The organism is Sphingomonas alpina, from assembly GCF_014490665.1.
GTDB lineage: Bacteria > Pseudomonadota > Alphaproteobacteria > Sphingomonadales > Sphingomonadaceae > Sphingomonas > Sphingomonas alpina.
Genome location: NZ_CP061038.1, coordinates 3,276,852 through 3,290,352, shown reverse-complemented (window position 1 = coordinate 3,290,352; position 13,501 = coordinate 3,276,852). Strand labels below are relative to the sequence as shown.

Annotated in this window: 19 protein-coding genes; 9 read left to right on the top strand and 10 right to left on the bottom strand. The window is 63.9% G+C overall.

Translation table 11 applies throughout. The features are described from left to right. Window positions 1-16 precede the first annotated feature (16 nt). The 3 genes from H3Z74_RS15375 to H3Z74_RS15365 form a co-directional block, all read right to left on the bottom strand. Window positions 17-2,005 (bottom strand): OPT family oligopeptide transporter, encoded by a 1,989-nt coding sequence (locus tag H3Z74_RS15375; protein ID WP_187760473.1) that lies wholly within the window; start codon window positions 2,003-2,005, stop codon window positions 17-19. A 180-nt stretch (window positions 2,006-2,185) separates the two neighbouring features. Then, window positions 2,186-2,326 (bottom strand): hypothetical protein, encoded by a 141-nt coding sequence (locus H3Z74_RS15370; protein WP_187760472.1) that lies wholly within the window; start codon window positions 2,324-2,326, stop codon window positions 2,186-2,188. Between the two features lie 14 nt (window positions 2,327-2,340). Then, complete coding sequence (locus H3Z74_RS15365) at window positions 2,341-3,210, bottom strand: Crp/Fnr family transcriptional regulator (RefSeq protein WP_187760471.1); 870 nt, start codon at window positions 3,208-3,210, stop codon at window positions 2,341-2,343. Window positions 3,211-3,282: 72 nt separating this feature from the next. On the opposite strand from H3Z74_RS15365, the gene H3Z74_RS15360 reads away from it, so the two are divergent. From H3Z74_RS15360 to H3Z74_RS15350, 3 genes are all read left to right on the top strand, one after another. After that, window positions 3,283-3,501: a hypothetical protein gene (locus H3Z74_RS15360; RefSeq protein WP_187764520.1), complete on the top strand. Its 219-nt coding sequence runs from the start codon at window positions 3,283-3,285 to the stop codon at window positions 3,499-3,501. A 182-nt stretch (window positions 3,502-3,683) separates the two neighbouring features. Beyond that, window positions 3,684-3,944, top strand: a complete 261-nt coding sequence (locus H3Z74_RS15355; RefSeq protein ID WP_187760470.1) for a YjhX family toxin — start codon at window positions 3,684-3,686, stop codon at window positions 3,942-3,944. A gap of 116 nt (window positions 3,945-4,060) precedes the next feature. Continuing rightward, entirely contained in the window at window positions 4,061-4,261 is a 201-nt protein-coding gene (locus tag H3Z74_RS15350) for a hypothetical protein (RefSeq protein ID WP_229726610.1), read from the top strand. A gap of 2 nt (window positions 4,262-4,263) precedes the next feature. Here H3Z74_RS15350 and H3Z74_RS15345 read toward each other — a convergent pair whose 3' ends face one another. The 6 genes from H3Z74_RS15345 to H3Z74_RS15320 all read right to left on the bottom strand — a co-directional run bounded on the left by H3Z74_RS15345 (window position 4,264) and on the right by H3Z74_RS15320 (window position 8,402). Then, entirely contained in the window at window positions 4,264-4,599 is a 336-nt protein-coding gene (locus tag H3Z74_RS15345) for a DMT family protein (RefSeq protein ID WP_187760468.1), read from the bottom strand. A 30-nt stretch (window positions 4,600-4,629) separates the two neighbouring features. Continuing rightward, the gene (locus H3Z74_RS15340; RefSeq protein ID WP_187760467.1) at window positions 4,630-5,310 is read right to left on the bottom strand and encodes a hypothetical protein; all 681 of its coding nucleotides are present in this window, start codon (window positions 5,308-5,310) and stop codon (window positions 4,630-4,632) included. A gap of 77 nt (window positions 5,311-5,387) precedes the next feature. Then, the gene (locus H3Z74_RS15335) at window positions 5,388-5,825 is read right to left on the bottom strand and encodes an ExbD/TolR family protein (protein ID WP_187760466.1); all 438 of its coding nucleotides are present in this window, start codon (window positions 5,823-5,825) and stop codon (window positions 5,388-5,390) included. Between the two features lie 64 nt (window positions 5,826-5,889). Then, the gene (locus H3Z74_RS15330) at window positions 5,890-6,486 is read right to left on the bottom strand and encodes a YdeI/OmpD-associated family protein (RefSeq protein WP_187760465.1); all 597 of its coding nucleotides are present in this window, start codon (window positions 6,484-6,486) and stop codon (window positions 5,890-5,892) included. A 107-nt stretch (window positions 6,487-6,593) separates the two neighbouring features. Next, the gene (locus H3Z74_RS15325; RefSeq protein WP_187764350.1) at window positions 6,594-6,926 is read right to left on the bottom strand and encodes a DNA primase; all 333 of its coding nucleotides are present in this window, start codon (window positions 6,924-6,926) and stop codon (window positions 6,594-6,596) included. 249 nt (window positions 6,927-7,175) lie between these two features. Beyond that, window positions 7,176-8,402, bottom strand: a complete 1,227-nt coding sequence (locus H3Z74_RS15320) for a multidrug effflux MFS transporter (RefSeq protein WP_187760464.1) — start codon at window positions 8,400-8,402, stop codon at window positions 7,176-7,178. A gap of 133 nt (window positions 8,403-8,535) precedes the next feature. Between H3Z74_RS15320 and H3Z74_RS15315 the strand changes: the two genes are divergently transcribed. Both H3Z74_RS15315 and H3Z74_RS15310 read left to right on the top strand, forming a co-directional pair. Then, the gene (locus tag H3Z74_RS15315) at window positions 8,536-8,898 is read left to right on the top strand and encodes a DUF3597 domain-containing protein (RefSeq protein ID WP_187760463.1); all 363 of its coding nucleotides are present in this window, start codon (window positions 8,536-8,538) and stop codon (window positions 8,896-8,898) included. Window positions 8,899-8,989: 91 nt separating this feature from the next. Further along, window positions 8,990-9,505, top strand: coding sequence for a hypothetical protein (locus tag H3Z74_RS15310; RefSeq protein ID WP_187760462.1), 516 nt, complete (start codon window positions 8,990-8,992; stop codon window positions 9,503-9,505). Window positions 9,506-9,640: 135 nt separating this feature from the next. Here H3Z74_RS15310 and H3Z74_RS15305 read toward each other — a convergent pair whose 3' ends face one another. Continuing rightward, on the bottom strand, window positions 9,641-10,009 hold the full coding sequence (locus H3Z74_RS15305; RefSeq protein WP_187760461.1) for a winged helix-turn-helix transcriptional regulator: 369 nt from the start codon (window positions 10,007-10,009) through the stop codon (window positions 9,641-9,643). Between the two features lie 105 nt (window positions 10,010-10,114). Here H3Z74_RS15305 and H3Z74_RS15300 point away from each other — a divergent pair, with 105 nt between their 5' ends. The 4 genes from H3Z74_RS15300 to H3Z74_RS15285 all read left to right on the top strand — a co-directional run bounded on the left by H3Z74_RS15300 (window position 10,115) and on the right by H3Z74_RS15285 (window position 13,216). Next, on the top strand, window positions 10,115-10,825 hold the full coding sequence (locus tag H3Z74_RS15300) for a glutathione S-transferase family protein (RefSeq protein ID WP_187760460.1): 711 nt from the start codon (window positions 10,115-10,117) through the stop codon (window positions 10,823-10,825). 71 nt (window positions 10,826-10,896) lie between these two features. Then, window positions 10,897-11,850, top strand: a complete 954-nt coding sequence (locus H3Z74_RS15295) for an isopenicillin N synthase family dioxygenase (RefSeq protein WP_187760459.1) — start codon at window positions 10,897-10,899, stop codon at window positions 11,848-11,850. 10 nt (window positions 11,851-11,860) lie between these two features. Continuing rightward, complete coding sequence (locus H3Z74_RS15290) at window positions 11,861-12,727, top strand: helix-turn-helix domain-containing protein (protein WP_187760458.1); 867 nt, start codon at window positions 11,861-11,863, stop codon at window positions 12,725-12,727. 69 nt (window positions 12,728-12,796) lie between these two features. Further along, window positions 12,797-13,216 (top strand): VOC family protein, encoded by a 420-nt coding sequence (locus H3Z74_RS15285; RefSeq protein WP_187760457.1) that lies wholly within the window; start codon window positions 12,797-12,799, stop codon window positions 13,214-13,216. The last annotated feature ends 285 nt before the right edge of the window (window positions 13,217-13,501 follow it).

Genomic DNA, 13,501 nt, shown 5'->3' with positions numbered 1-13,501 from the left:
CCGCTGCCGATCGATCCTATCGCGCCAGCGCGCGCGTGCGATTGTAGAGCAAGGCGATGAACGCCGCGAACAGCAAAGGCGCTGCATATATTGCGATGGGGGCGAATCCCTCGCCGACCACTGCCAGCGGCGCATCGATCGGCGGGATCGGCGAGCCACGGTTGAACCAGGCGACGATGCCGGCGAACGCCACGCCGAACAGGCTTTCGCCGACGATCAGGCCGGTCGCCGCGAGCGTGCCGAGCCGCTCCGCGAACTCGGGATTGGACGCGCGCTTCGCCCAGCGGTCGTAGAAATGGCCGATCACCGCGCCGATCGGGATCAGCAGGGTGAGCGCCATCGGCAGATAGATGCCCATGCCGACCGCAAGCGGCGGCAGGCGCATCTTGCCGGTCCGGCCGAGCAGTTCGTCGATGATGATCACCACCACGCCGATGCCGGCGCCGATCGCGATCAGGCTCCAGTCGAGATCGCCGCCCAGAACGCCCTTGGCGAGCGAGGAGATCAGCGCGGCCTGCGGGGCGGATAGCGCATTGGGGCCGGCATTGGGCATGCCGACGAAACCGAGCGTGTCCTTGAGCAGGTCGAGCACCAGCGGGATGACCAGCGAGCCGAAGATCACGCCCATGACCAGTGCGACCTGCTGCTTCCACGGCGTTGCGCCGACCAGCTGCCCGGTCTTCAGATCCTGGAGATTGTCGTTGGAGATGGTCGCGACCGAGAACACGATTGCGGTGGTGAACAGCGCATAGGCGATCAGTGCGTTGGTGCGCGCGACATCGGTCGAATAGCCGAAAATCGCCACCAGCAGCAGTGAGGCGCCGAGTACTGCGAGGATGCCGACGCCGGATACAGGCGAATTGGACGCGCCGATCAGGCCGGCCATATAGCCGCAGATCGCCGCGATCAGGATGCCGACGATCAGGATATAGAGCACCGTGCCGCCGATCACCGCGAGCGGATATTCATGCACCGGGCCGCCGGCGGAGAAGCTCCACAACAGCCACGCGATCGGTGGCAAGGTCAGCAGGATCGATGCGCCGACGATGCCGATCGGCAGGTCGCGCTCGGTCAGTTCGAGGATCGAGCCGCCGGCGCGTGCACGCGATGCGGCCATCGCCGATCGCAGGCCGCCGATGATCGGTCCGATGATGCGCAGCAACGACCAGACTGCGGCAACGCCGATCGTGCCCGCGCCGATGAAGCGCACCTGGCTGCGGAACACGGTATTGACCACCGCATCGACCGGATCGGCAAAACTGTTGAACGAGGTGAGGTACGGCACCAGGCCGGCCCAGGAGATGATCAGCCCGAAGAACATCGCCGCGCCGACCGAAAGGCCGACAAGATGGCCGACGCCGATCAGCGCCATGGAATAGCTGGTCGAGACGCCGGTCGCGCTGCCGCCGATCTTGAAATTCTTCGCCGCTTCACCCGCGACCAGCTTCATCGAGGCAAGCAGCGCGAACAGCGCCGAGATCACCGATCCGAAAATGATGACGCGCAAGCCCTTGGCATTTTCCTGGTCGCCTTCGACGGATTCGGAGCCGACCTTGAGCACTTCGGCCGCGGCGACCCCTTCCGGATAGGGCAGGTCCGATCCGGTGACGAGCGCGCGGCGCAGCGGGACGGAAAACATCACGCCGAGAATGCCGCCCACCGCGCAGACCGCGACCGTGGTCCAATAGGGAAATCCGGTCCACCAGCCGACCAGGATCAGCCCGGGCAGCACGAAGATGATTGCCGCCAGCGTCCCCGCCGCCGAGGCGATCGTCTGGACGATGTTGTTCTCCAGGATGTTCGAATTCTTGAAGAAGCGCAGCACTGCCATGGAGATCACCGCTGCCGGGATCGATGTGGCGAAGGTGAGACCGACTTTCAGCCCGAGATAGACATTGGCGGCGGTGAACACGATGGTGATCAGCGCACCGAGGATGATGCCGCGGATGGTGAGTTCGGCAAGCGGACGGCCGGGGGGAGAGGCTGTGGCGGGGGCTGTGGCCATGAAGGATTACCCTTGAGAGATGGGGAGGATGCCCGGGATCGCAGCCGCAGCGGCGCTGGCCGGCGGCAATGAAGCGAGAGGGCAAAGCGTCATGCCGCACCGTGGCACAATCGCGACGCCTTGTGACAGGGTTTTTTAGCGCCCCGGTTTTCAGTGTCCCGGTTTTCAGCGCCCCGTTCTTCAGCGCTGGGCGATCCGGGCGGGCGATGGGCTGGGATCGTCGGTCGTCATGCTCAAGATCAGGCGTTCGAGCCGCTCGCGATCGGTCCAGTCGATGCCGCGGCCGATCACGATTCCGATGCACAGGCCGAAAATAGCCACCGCGGCCAGGTTGGTCAGTCGCGCCCGTGTTCGGCGCGGACCTGACGCAGCGCGCCGATCGCGCAAGCGCGGCTGGTTGCGGTGAAACTCCCGATCGTGCCGCATGGTCCCGCGCCCGCCCCTGTCTGGGTGCGACCTTGGACGGTTACTGGTAACCGGACTGCTAAAACGCTGCGATCAATCGAAAAAAGATAACCGGGATCGAATCCCGCAAAATCCCTCAGCGCGTCCCAATTGAGGATTTTCACCAGGCCCTGGCGGAATTCGACCAGGCCCTGTTCGCGCAGCTGACGCAGCATGCGATTGGCATGGACTGCGGTCAGGCCGGTGGCATCGGCCAGGTCGATCTGCGTTACCGGAAAGTCGAACTCCAGCTCGCGAGTCATGCCGATCCGCTCAAGCCGCATGAACATCTCGCAGAACAGATGCGCGAGCCGCGCGGCAGCGGAGCGCGCGCCGACCGAGACGATCCATTCGCGATTGATCGCCGCATCGACCAGGGTCGATCGCCACAGCAACTCGGTCAGCGCCGCCGAACGCTCGGTCAGTGCGCGGATCTCGGGATGCGGGAAGGTCGCGATCGTCACCGGGGTCAGCGCCGCGACTGAATGTTCGAGTCGCTTGAGCGGATAGCTGTGCAGATCGACGAAATCGCCCGGCACATGGATGGCGAGGATCTGGCGGCGGCCTTCCGCCGTATCCTTGAATCGTTCGATGAAACCATTGAGCAAAAGGGTGCACTGAGTCAGCGGCATCTGTTCGCGCACAATGATGCGCTTGGCGGCGAATTCCTGCGTCCGCGCGCATGCGGCCTCCAGAGCCGCGGCATCCTCGTCCGAGAGAATTGGCTTGCGATGGGTTTGCAGGAACAGTCGAGTGATCATCAAAACTCTCCAGGCACCGGAACGCTCGGTGCGGTGCGACGTTAATAGTCTCTAACGCTTGGAGAAAACAGCGTGACCAGCAAGGCACCTCACAACATCCCGACCGAAGCGACGGCGGAACAGGGCGAAGTGATGCTTGACGGTCCGGATGGTCTCGCCGTCTCGTTAACGCCCGATGCCGCAAGGCGATCCGCCGAACGCATTGCCCGCGCCGCGCAGGAGGCGCGGGACCAGTCTCGCGCCGTGGATTCCGCGGCGGAGCAGGAGCAGATTGACCACCATAGGCTGTAGATTCTATCAGGGCCGGGTTCATCCCGGAGTGGTTCATGAAGGAAATTGTCGCCCGCTGATCGCCGACCCGGAGCATCGTCTCCGGTGGATCGGCATCGTGCGTAGCATCGCCTGACCGGCACGTTCCCGGCCGGGTGGATCGCTGCGTCGGGCCAACCCCAGTTCCGGGGTCATGATTTCCAATGAATATCTCGAAATACGAACAGCGCGTGCTGCACGCGCTGGCTCAGGGCGGACGCATCGTTCATCGCTGGGACGATACCGGCAAGCATATCGTCACGATCGACTGCTTCACGCGTGAGGGGCACCGTCTGGCGGATTGTTCGCTCGCGCTGTTTCGCCGCTTGCGCCGGCGTGCGCTGATCGCGAGCATGGGCGGGCAGCCCTATCGCATCACGCGCCTCGGCCTGGCTGCGGTGCGGTCTCAACTCGACAATCGTTGAGCAAATGGCATTGAGCACTGGCACTGAGCGCTGGAGGGCCGGGCGGCAACGTCCGGCCCAAAGCGTTAACCGCCTGTGCGAGCGCCGCGTTAACCGTGCGGGCTTAGGGTTGCATGATGTTCAGCCGCCTCTTCCGCAGCCGATGGGCCGCGCTCTTCTGGGCGTGCGGTGTCCTGTGGACCGCGGTCGATGTCGCCGGCTATGCGCCCGCCGCGAAACCGGCATCCGCGGGCAATGCGTCCGAAGATGCGCTGGGCGACGCCGTCAACAATGGCGACCTCGCGATCCTCGCCAATGCGATGGGGACCGGCGGCTAGCGCTATTTCCCCGCGAACAGGAAGGCGACCGCGCCGACCAGACAGACCAGGGCGCCGACGTGACGCCAGCCGACCGGTTCGCCCAGCACCGTCACCATGAAGATGCCGAAGACGAGCAGCGCAATCGCCTCCTGCGTCACTTTCAATTGGCCGCCGCTCCACCCTGCGGCAAAGCCGATCCGGTTGGCCGGTACCGCCAGGCAATATTCGAACAGGGCAATGCCCCAACTGATCAGGATAACCAGCAGCAGGGGCTTCTCCATGCCGCCCTTGAGATGCCAGTACCAGGCGATCGTCATGAAGATGTTGGACGCGACCAGCAGCAGGATCGTCGGCATCGCATCAGGTCTCCGGCATGCCGGAGGGAATCAACCGGCCTTGGGTGTCGGCTTGATATCTGCGCTCTTGATATGCCAGCTTTTTTGCGCAGGGCTGGCGCCGTCGATGTCGCCGACCCGGTGAAGGGTCACGCTGCCCAGCATATAGACTGGCTTCGCGCCTGCCTTCAGCCGGGCATAGACCTGCACAGGCACGGTGACATAGCGCTGGCCCGCACCGGCATCCACGTCGCCGGGCGCGCCGATATTGGCGTGATATTCGCTATATTTGGCGAAGCTTGCGGTAAAGGCGTCGACGCCCATGCCCGATGCCTTGCCGCCATCGTCCCATAATGCCCAGGCCTGGTGATATTTCCCTTCTCCGAGCAGCGCATAATAGGTCTGCACGACATTCGCCGCGCCTTGTGCACTGTCGGGGGTGAAGGGCGCTTCGGACACAGGCGTCCTGTCGTCGGGCAGGCCGCCAGGTTCGCCCGGCGCAGGCGGATTGAGTGGTTCGACCGCTCCGACTGGCGTTGCGGCTGGCGTCGGAACGGCCCCAGGCGTCTCCGCCGTCAGGTTCGATGCCTCATCGGTCGCATTGGCGGCGTAGCTGTCGATGCTGTTCTGCGCCTGGTTCGCCGCCGAATTGATGTCCACCGCGTTGCTGCCGGGTTCAGTGCCGGGAGCACAGCCGGCGAGCAACAAGGGCAATGCTAAAAACAGGCGCATGGCGGCCTCGTCATGGTCTGGAAAGGAATGATCTTAACGCAGATCAACCCCCCCAGTTCCGCCGAAAAGCGCCGAATTCAGAGGTCGCCGAACTTTGCGTAGCGTTCGTTGCCGACAAAGCCGAGCCGGGTCACACCAGCCCGCTTGATCGTCGCCAGCGTCTGGTCGAACCGCTCATAGCGCGCGGTGGCGGCGGCGCGGATCTGCAACTGCGCATTATTCTCCTTCATGAACCCGGCGAGCCGTGCCGGCAGCGCCGCATCGGTGATCGGCGCATTGTCCCAGGTGAGTGAGCCGTTGGCGTTGAGATCAATGCGATGGACGGTGGCGGTCGATGGATCGGATTCGCCCGGTTGTATGTCGACCGGCACCTTGTGCGTCATGATCGGGATGGTCAGGATCATCATCACCAGCAGGACGAGCAGCACATCGATCAGCGGCGTGATGTTGAGGTCGGAAAAGGGCTCGGTATTCTCACTGCGAGCCGGACCATATTTTATCCCACGAGCAGCCATGGCATCCTCCTGTCAGACAAAAGATGTTACAACGTAACATGATTCCATCCGCCCGCAAGAGGCTTCAGCAGCTCTCGTATTTCCAGTTGCGGCGCTTGCCCTCGCGCAGCCATTCGATCGCTTCGATGACGCGCTTTGCCCTGGTTTCCGCGCGTTTGGCATCGCCGATCCATTCGCAATATTCACGACGGCAGCTCGGCGGAAAATTGGCGAAGGTCGCGGCGGCAAGGTCGTCCCGGGCCAATGCCTCGGCAAGTTCCCCGGGCACCTCCGCCTCGGGTTTGGGCGGGCGTGCGGCGCGGGTCCGGCCGCCGGCGCCCGTATCGATCAACGCCCCGGCTTCGCGGATCATCGCATCGAATGCGGCCTTGTCGGGCAGGTCGCCGATCGTGGCGAGCTTGCCGAACTGGCCCATCGCCTCGCCCTCACGCCCGGTGGCGAATGCCTCGCGCTTCCAGAAACCAAAGCTTGCGTGCGCCTTGAACGCGGCCATCCCGGCCAGCGGCTTGCCGTGATAGACGAAGCTCGGCATGCCCCATTTGATCGTCTCCTCCACCTCCGGCAGTACGGCATGCAGCCGCGTGCGGCACAGGGTGAGGATCGGCCGCGCGAAGGGCGCGCAGGCGGCAATATAAGCATCGACGCGAGGATCGGTCGGCATGGCAAGCTCCTGATGCGAGCCGATGCTGGACCAACGCGGCAGGCGCGGTCAATCCGTGTCGCCGACACCGCCAGAATGCGCACTGCCAGGTGCCTTCAAGCCCATGCTCAGGGCTTCAGCGCGGCGTCGTCCGCATCGGTCAGCTCGTCATCTTCGTCGAGCGCACCATTATCGAAATCTTCCTGCAGGTCGTCCTCATCGTCATCGTCTTCGTCGCTGACATCCTCGTCATCGTCCTCGCCGATTTCGTCGCTGCTCATTTCGAGGTCGTCGTCGTCCTCGTCATCGCCGATATCGGGCATCAGGTCGGTCAGGATCGTGCCGTCGGTTGGCCCGTCGCGTGTGACCTCCAGGATCTCGGCGCGCTGGCTCTCGTCATAGCCTTCCTCTTCGAACCCGTCGTCGCCGGTGCCTTCGCCCGGCACCTGATAACCGCCCATCGTCATGTCTGCTCTCCCGTCCGGCACGATAGCCGGTTGAAGTGGCGAACGGTGGGGCAGGGTAGAGGGTTCCGTCGAGGCAGGATTATCGCGATGAAACGCTGTTTGAGAATGCGCTGAAATGCATTCTGGCGGTACCGGCCCGCTCCCTACCCGACCACCAGTCAGGATATTCTGTGGGTGGCCGGGTAGGGAGCGGGCCGATACCGCCTGCAAAATTCGCTCTTCGGGCTATTCTCAAACCACCAATCAGGTGGGGCGAAACAGCCGCCCGCGCTCGACGATCGCGACGATGGCCAGCGCGACCAGCCCGGCGGTGAAGAAGCCGAGATAGAGCGGCACGGTCGTGCCGTCGAAGCTCTGCCCGATCAGCGCGCCGAGCAGCGCACCCGCCGTAACGGTGATGAAACCCTGCACACTTGATGCCGTGCCGGCGATATGGCCCATATTCTCCATCGCCATTGCACCGAAATTGGCCGTGGCGAGGCCGAAGCAACCCATCATCAGTGCCTGCAGGATGGCGAAACTCCACAGCGATTCATATCCCGCCCAGGCGATCGCCAGATGCGCGCCGGCGAGCAGGATCAGGACGGTCAGCGCAGTGTGCGAGATGCGCCGCGTGCCGACCCGCATCACGATGCGCGAATTGAGCAGATTCGCGACCGCCATCGTCCCCGCCGTCACCGCAAAGACAATGACGAGCAGGTCGGGCCGGTGAAAGGTGTCGTACAGGATCTGCTGGATCGAATTGATATAGCCATAGAGCCCGCCGAGCAGCGCGGTCGAGGCGAGGGTATAGCCGATCGACCAGCGATCGGTGATCGCCAGCCGGAAGCCGCCGAGCAGCCGCCCCGCCGATAGCGGCATGCGGTCTTCCTCGTGCAGCGTCTCGGGCATGCGCCACCAGAACCATAACAGGATCGCGGCGCTGACCGCGGCGATGCCCCAGAAGATCAGCCGCCAGCTGCCCACCAGCAGCACCGCCTGGCCAAAGGTCGGGGCGATCACCGGCGCCGCCATGAACACGATGAAGGCAAGGCTCATCACCCGCGCCATCGCCCGGCCGGAATAGCAATCGCGCACCAGCGCGATCGTCACCACACGCGACGCCGCGATGGCTGTCCCGCCGATGAAGCGCGCGACAAGCAGCAACATGAAGCTGCCCGAATAGGCCGCAACCACATTGGCGACGACATAGGCGGCAAGCGCCACGCCAAGTACCGGCTTGCGGCCATAGCGATCGGCGAGCGGGCCATGGACCAGCTGGGCCACGCCGAAGCCGATCAGGAAGACGGTGATGACGAACTGGCGCTCATTGTCGGTCACGATGTCGAGCGAGCGGCCGATCGCCGGCAGTGCCGGCAGCATTGAATCGATGCCGAGCGCGGTAAGCGCCATCAACGCCGCGATCAGCGCGACGAATTCGCGGAAACCAAGCGGCGGCGTGTCGCGCTGGCGGGGTTGAGTCGCGTCCATCCGGCTGCCCTTCGCAGATGCAGTACAGCAGGTCACCCCCAGATCGCCCTTCCACGGAACCGGCGCGCAACGCCGATGATTATGGTATCAGGCCGTCGGGGCCATCCTGACGGTCCTCAAGGAGGAAACGGACATGAGCATATTCGGCGCAATCAAGGACGCCATTTTCGGTCATGACGAAGCGGCGCCAGCGCCCGCTGCGCCGGCCGCACCCGCTGCCCCGGCTGCCGCAGCACCGCCGCCACCGCCTGCCGCCAAGCCTGCCCCGAGCCGCGAAGCGATCGAGGCCGTCCTGGCCGACCGTGCGGCCGCGCGCGGCGAGACGCTCAACTACAAGACCTCGATCGTCGATCTGATGAAAGCGCTGGGGCTCGATTCGAGCCTCGATGCGCGCAAGAAGCTCGCCACCGAACTCGGTTATACCGGCGACCAGAATGACAGCGCGACGATGAACATCTGGCTGCACGAAAAAACCATGGAGCGGCTGCTCGGCTAATCGCCTGACGCCAGAACTGACGTCAAAACTTGACGAACGTCATGGCGGGTCTGTAGTGTGTTGCTCGAATATAGCACTCTGGAGGTCCGCCATGCTTCGTATTCTCGCCATATTGAGTCTCGCAATGCCGCTGGCCGCATGCGACTCCAGCGGTGACGGAACCTCGATCACGATCAACGCCACCGATTCGGACGGCAATATGCTCGCCGGCGTCGACAAGAATGGCCAGATGTCGGTCAACGTCCCGGGCTTTTCCGGCAAGATCAACCTGCCTAAGCTGAAGCTCGATGCCGGGGACTTCGATCTCAACGGCGTCAAGCTCTATCCCGGTTCGACCATTTCCACGATGAACATCGATACCAAGGATGGCGGCAATGGCGGGAAGGATTCGGGTAATGTCCGCATCAGTTTCGACAGCCCTGGCACACCCAAGGCGGTACAGGACTGGTTCCTGCAGCGGCTCAACAAGGATGCCGGCTTCAAGGTGAAGGTGGACGGTGCGGGGCTGACCGGCACGACCGATGACGACAAGCCGTTCAAGCTCGAACTGGCGCCGGTGGGTGCCGATCACGCCAAGGGCACGATCATCCTCAGCGACCAGAACTGATCCGGTCCTTGCCGGTGATCGTCTGCCTCAAACATTCAACTCTTCCACTGCTCCCCCGACGGGGCCCCGACCTTCGCCGGTGAAGAAGGTACATGTCAGTAGGTGATCTCCGCCGCTTTCGCCGACGGGACGGATTTAGCCAAGATGAACCAGGTCAGGTTCCGGCAGCACGGCCGGGGCCGCCAGGGCGCGGTCTGTTTCCAGGTCGGTCCACCACGCGCCGATCGCATCGATCAACGGGACCAGCCGCCACCCGGCCTCGGTCAGGGTATAGTCGACGTGCAGCGGATATCCCTCACGCTCGGTGCGGCGCACGATCCCGGCCGCCTCCAGCTTGCGCAGCTCGAGCGAGAGGATACGGTGCGACACGGTCGGATTGTCGCGCTGCAAATCGCTGAACCGCTTGGTGCCTCCCTTCAGATAATAGAGCAGCAGGGTTGGCCAGCGGCCGCTCAGGACCTGCATTGCCCCCGCAATCGGGCAGCGCGAGACGACAGTTTTCATGAGCGCTCCGTCTGGTTACAAAATTGTGCGTAATTTACTTGGGCCCCCGAGCGCCTAGATCAAGCCTCGCTGCGCAGCGACACCCTTCCACATCAGGAACATCCAATGGAACCGATACTCGTCTATGGCTTCCCGCTGGGAAGCTCGATGGGGCTTGTCGCCGCGTTCGAAGCGCTCGGTCAGCCCTATCGCCTCACTCGTGTCGACATGCTCGCCGACATGAAGAACGACAATTACGCGCGCCTCAACCCGCGCCAAGAGACTCCGGTCCTGCTCACCGACAAGGGAAACGTCCTGACCGAGACCATGGCGATCGCCGCCTGGATCGAGGCGCGCGACACGGAGCGGCGGATCAGCTTTGCTGCGGGGACGCCCGAGGCGGATCGCGTGCATCAATGGATCGGCTTCATCAACAGCGGCTTCACCGGCGCTTTCAGTCCGTTATGGGCCGCACTCGAAATGACTCCGCCCGACCCGGACTTTCAGGCGGCGCTGCGCCGGTATGGGCGACAGGCGGTGGCCAACCGCCATGAGAAGCTGGAGGCGGTGATCGGCGACACGCCGTTCCTGGCCGGTGATCGGCCGACCCTCGCCGATCTGGTGCTGATCGGCGTGGCGCGCTGGGCCGAATTCCATCAGGCGGTCGATCCGGCCGATTATCCTCGACTGGCGGGCTTGCGCAGCCGGATCGAAGCGCTTCCGGCGGTCCGCTTCGCCGTGGCGATCGAGAATGGCGAAAGCCCCGCCGGATCGGGCGCCCTGCTTGGTCAGGTGCCGCTCGATGAGGTGATCGAGCGTTTCGGTAAGAAGGTCTGAGGAGCGAGGCTGTTCGTTCGGCGTTGGGCTTGTTATCTAGGTCGATTGAAGCTCCATATGGACGAACAGCCATGCTCGATACTCCCGCCGCCCAGGTGCCTGCGCTCTCGCTCAATGACGAGGCTGCCGATCCCGATGCCTTTGCCGCAGCACTTGGCGGGTCGTTCGAACGCTTCGGCTTTGCGGTGATCGCCGATCACGGCATTCCCGCTGATCTGATCGAGCGCGCCTGGGCCGAAACCCGGACGCTGTTCGAACTGCCCGAGGCGGAAAAGCGCAGCTATCACACGCCCGGCGGCGGCGGCGCGCGGGGCTATACCCCGTTCAAGACCGAGATCGCCAAGGGGGCGAGCGCAGTCGACCTGAAGGAATTCTGGCATGTCGGCCGCGAACTGCCCGCAGGGCACCGCTTCGCCGCGCAGATGTCGCCCAATATCTGGCCGACCGAACCGGCCGGTTTCAAGCCGGTATTCCTTGAATTGTTCGAGGCGTTCGATCGCGCGGGCGACCGGCTGTTGTCGGCGATCGCGCGACATCTCGGCCTTGCTCCCAACTGGTTCGACCGTGCCGTGGGGGACGGCAACAGCGTGCTGCGCCTGCTCCATTATCCACCGATCCCGGTCGATGCCGAAGGCGTACGCGCCGGCGCGCATGAGGATATCAACCTGATCACCTTGCTACTCGGTGCCGAGGAGGCCGGGCTCGAACTGCTCGACCGCGACGGCAAATGGCTTGCGATCAAGCCGCCCGAGGGAGCGATGGTCGTCAATGTCGGTGACATGCTGCAGCGGTTGACCAATCATGTCCTGCCCTCGACCACCCACCGCGTGGTCAACCCGCCACCGGAACGGCGCGGCGTGTCGCGTTACTCGATGCCGTTCTTCCTGCATCCAGCGCCCGATTTCCTGATCGAGACGCTGCCCGGCTGCATCGATGCGGATCATCCCAATCGCTATCCGACGCCGATCACGGCGCATGACTATCTGCACGAGCGGCTGGTCGAGATCGGCCTGGTCAAGAAATGAGCGGTGCCGGGTGCCAGGCGGGCGCCTGACCCGGCTCGATGCGCATGACGATGGCGTCAATGCGTGGAGCATGGCGCATATCGCGCCGCCGGCGGCGCTTGTCGGGCTGATCCACGGCTATTGCGACTATGCCGAGCGCACCGGCGGTTTCACCGCGCGGCGGGAATTGCCGCATGGCGACGGCGTGATGATCGTCAATCTCGGCGATCCGATCACCATTGTCGGCGGCGACGGCCAGATCCTCGACCTCGGCACGGGCGAGGCGTTTGTGGGAGGAATCCATCTCCGGCCGGCTTTGTCGCAATCGAACGGCACGCAGCGCGGCGTTCATGTCTTCCTGCCGCTCACCACGTTGCGGCGCTTGCTTGGGCTGCCGATGCATTTGCTGCTCGACCGGGTCGTACCGCTCGATGCGGTGCTAGGCGTCGCAGCATGGCAGCTTGGCACCGAGCTGGTCGAGGCCCGCTCGCGTGACGAGCGGATCGCGCTGCTCGATGCGGCGCTGATCGCACGAATCGCGCAGACCCGGCCGATCGCCGCGATCGACGATCACGCCGTTGCCTTGGTGAGCCGGCGCCCCGATCTCGACTTGCGCACCGTTGCCGACCAGGTCGGCTGGAGCCGCAAGCATCTGGCCGATCGCATTCGCGACACTGTCGGGATTGGCCCGCGCAGCTTTCGACGCGTGCTGCGGTTCCACCGCGTCACCAGCATCGTCAGCGCGGCACCAGACCCGGACTGGGCCGGCCTGGCGCATGACATCGGCTATTGCGATCAATCGCATTTGATCCGCGAGTTCCGCGAATTCGCCGGAATCACGCCCAGCGCTTTCGTCGCGCGTCTCGCCGGGGCAGGCGGCGGACTGATCGAGCATTGAGGTGCGTTTGATCCAATACGGGTGACGGGGCGCACCGCTAGGTCGTCCGGGCAACCCGAGGAGCCTGTCATGCGACACGAACTGATTCCCAATCTGCGCTATGCCGATGCGGCGCGCGCGATCGACTTTCTGTGCGATGCGTTCGGTTTCACGCGTCATGCGGTGTTTGCCGATGACGAGAATCCGGCCATTATTCACCACGCCCAATTGCTGTGGGAGGACCGGATGATCATGCTGTCCTCGGTCCTCGACAGCCCGTTCGTGCATGGCGGCCGAATCACCACCGTCGCTCAGGCCGGCGGCGCGACCATGTCGCTCTATCTGATCGTTGCCGATGTCGATGCCCATGCGGATCGCGCCCGCGCGGCGGGTGCTGAAATCTTCCTTGAACCGGTTGATCAGGATTATGGCGGGCGCGGTTATTCGGCGCGCGATTTCGAAGGCAATGTCTGGAGCTTCGGCAGCTATGACCCGTGGGCGGCCGCCTAGGAGGTTGTGCGTTTGGCGCAACATTACAACTAAGTATATGATTTACAGTAATTATATTGGATGCCGTCAAGGCGATGGTGGAAGAAGATGTGACACATTCCGGTGTCCCATATCTCCCGCCCATTCCTTATACTCCTGCGAAGAAGGGCCTCAGGCTGAGCCAGTGCGCCCGCGGAGCCCCTGGTGCATGACCCGAGCCCTTTGCGCAGGCTCCCGACATGATGCTCGGGGCTCCGGCAGCGCGACGATGACTTGCCTTGGCGGAAAGATCGGCTAGGCCGCGCC

Bases quoted from the DNA above. Each gene is read 5' to 3' on its own strand.
- H3Z74_RS15330 (WP_187760465.1), bottom strand. From the start codon at position 6,486: ATGCCGACCGATCCTCGCGTCGATGCTTATATTGCCGCCTGCGCGCCC.
- H3Z74_RS15355 (WP_187760470.1), top strand. From the start codon at position 3,684: ATGAATATCTCGAAATACGAACAGCGCGTGCTGCACGCGCTGGCTCAG.
- H3Z74_RS15300 (WP_187760460.1), top strand. From the start codon at position 10,115: ATGGAACCGATACTCGTCTATGGCTTCCCGCTGGGAAGCTCGATGGGG.
- H3Z74_RS15320 (WP_187760464.1), bottom strand. From the start codon at position 8,402: ATGGACGCGACTCAACCCCGCCAGCGCGACACGCCGCCGCTTGGTTTC.
- H3Z74_RS15345 (WP_187760468.1), bottom strand. From the start codon at position 4,599: ATGCCGACGATCCTGCTGCTGGTCGCGTCCAACATCTTCATGACGATC.
- H3Z74_RS15325 (WP_187764350.1), bottom strand. From the start codon at position 6,926: ATGGGCGGTTATCAGGTGCCGGGCGAAGGCACCGGCGACGACGGGTTC.
- H3Z74_RS15375 (WP_187760473.1), bottom strand. From the start codon at position 2,005: ATGGCCACAGCCCCCGCCACAGCCTCTCCCCCCGGCCGTCCGCTTGCC.
- H3Z74_RS15310 (WP_187760462.1), top strand. From the start codon at position 8,990: ATGCTTCGTATTCTCGCCATATTGAGTCTCGCAATGCCGCTGGCCGCA.
- H3Z74_RS15335 (WP_187760466.1), bottom strand. From the start codon at position 5,825: ATGGCTGCTCGTGGGATAAAATATGGTCCGGCTCGCAGTGAGAATACC.
- H3Z74_RS15315 (WP_187760463.1), top strand. From the start codon at position 8,536: ATGAGCATATTCGGCGCAATCAAGGACGCCATTTTCGGTCATGACGAA.
- H3Z74_RS15295 (WP_187760459.1), top strand. From the start codon at position 10,897: ATGCTCGATACTCCCGCCGCCCAGGTGCCTGCGCTCTCGCTCAATGAC.
- H3Z74_RS15285 (WP_187760457.1), top strand. From the start codon at position 12,797: ATGCGACACGAACTGATTCCCAATCTGCGCTATGCCGATGCGGCGCGC.
- H3Z74_RS15340 (WP_187760467.1), bottom strand. From the start codon at position 5,310: ATGCGCCTGTTTTTAGCATTGCCCTTGTTGCTCGCCGGCTGTGCTCCC.
- H3Z74_RS15365 (WP_187760471.1), bottom strand. From the start codon at position 3,210: ATGATCACTCGACTGTTCCTGCAAACCCATCGCAAGCCAATTCTCTCG.
- H3Z74_RS15350 (WP_229726610.1), top strand. From the start codon at position 4,061: ATGTTCAGCCGCCTCTTCCGCAGCCGATGGGCCGCGCTCTTCTGGGCG.
- H3Z74_RS15305 (WP_187760461.1), bottom strand. From the start codon at position 10,009: ATGAAAACTGTCGTCTCGCGCTGCCCGATTGCGGGGGCAATGCAGGTC.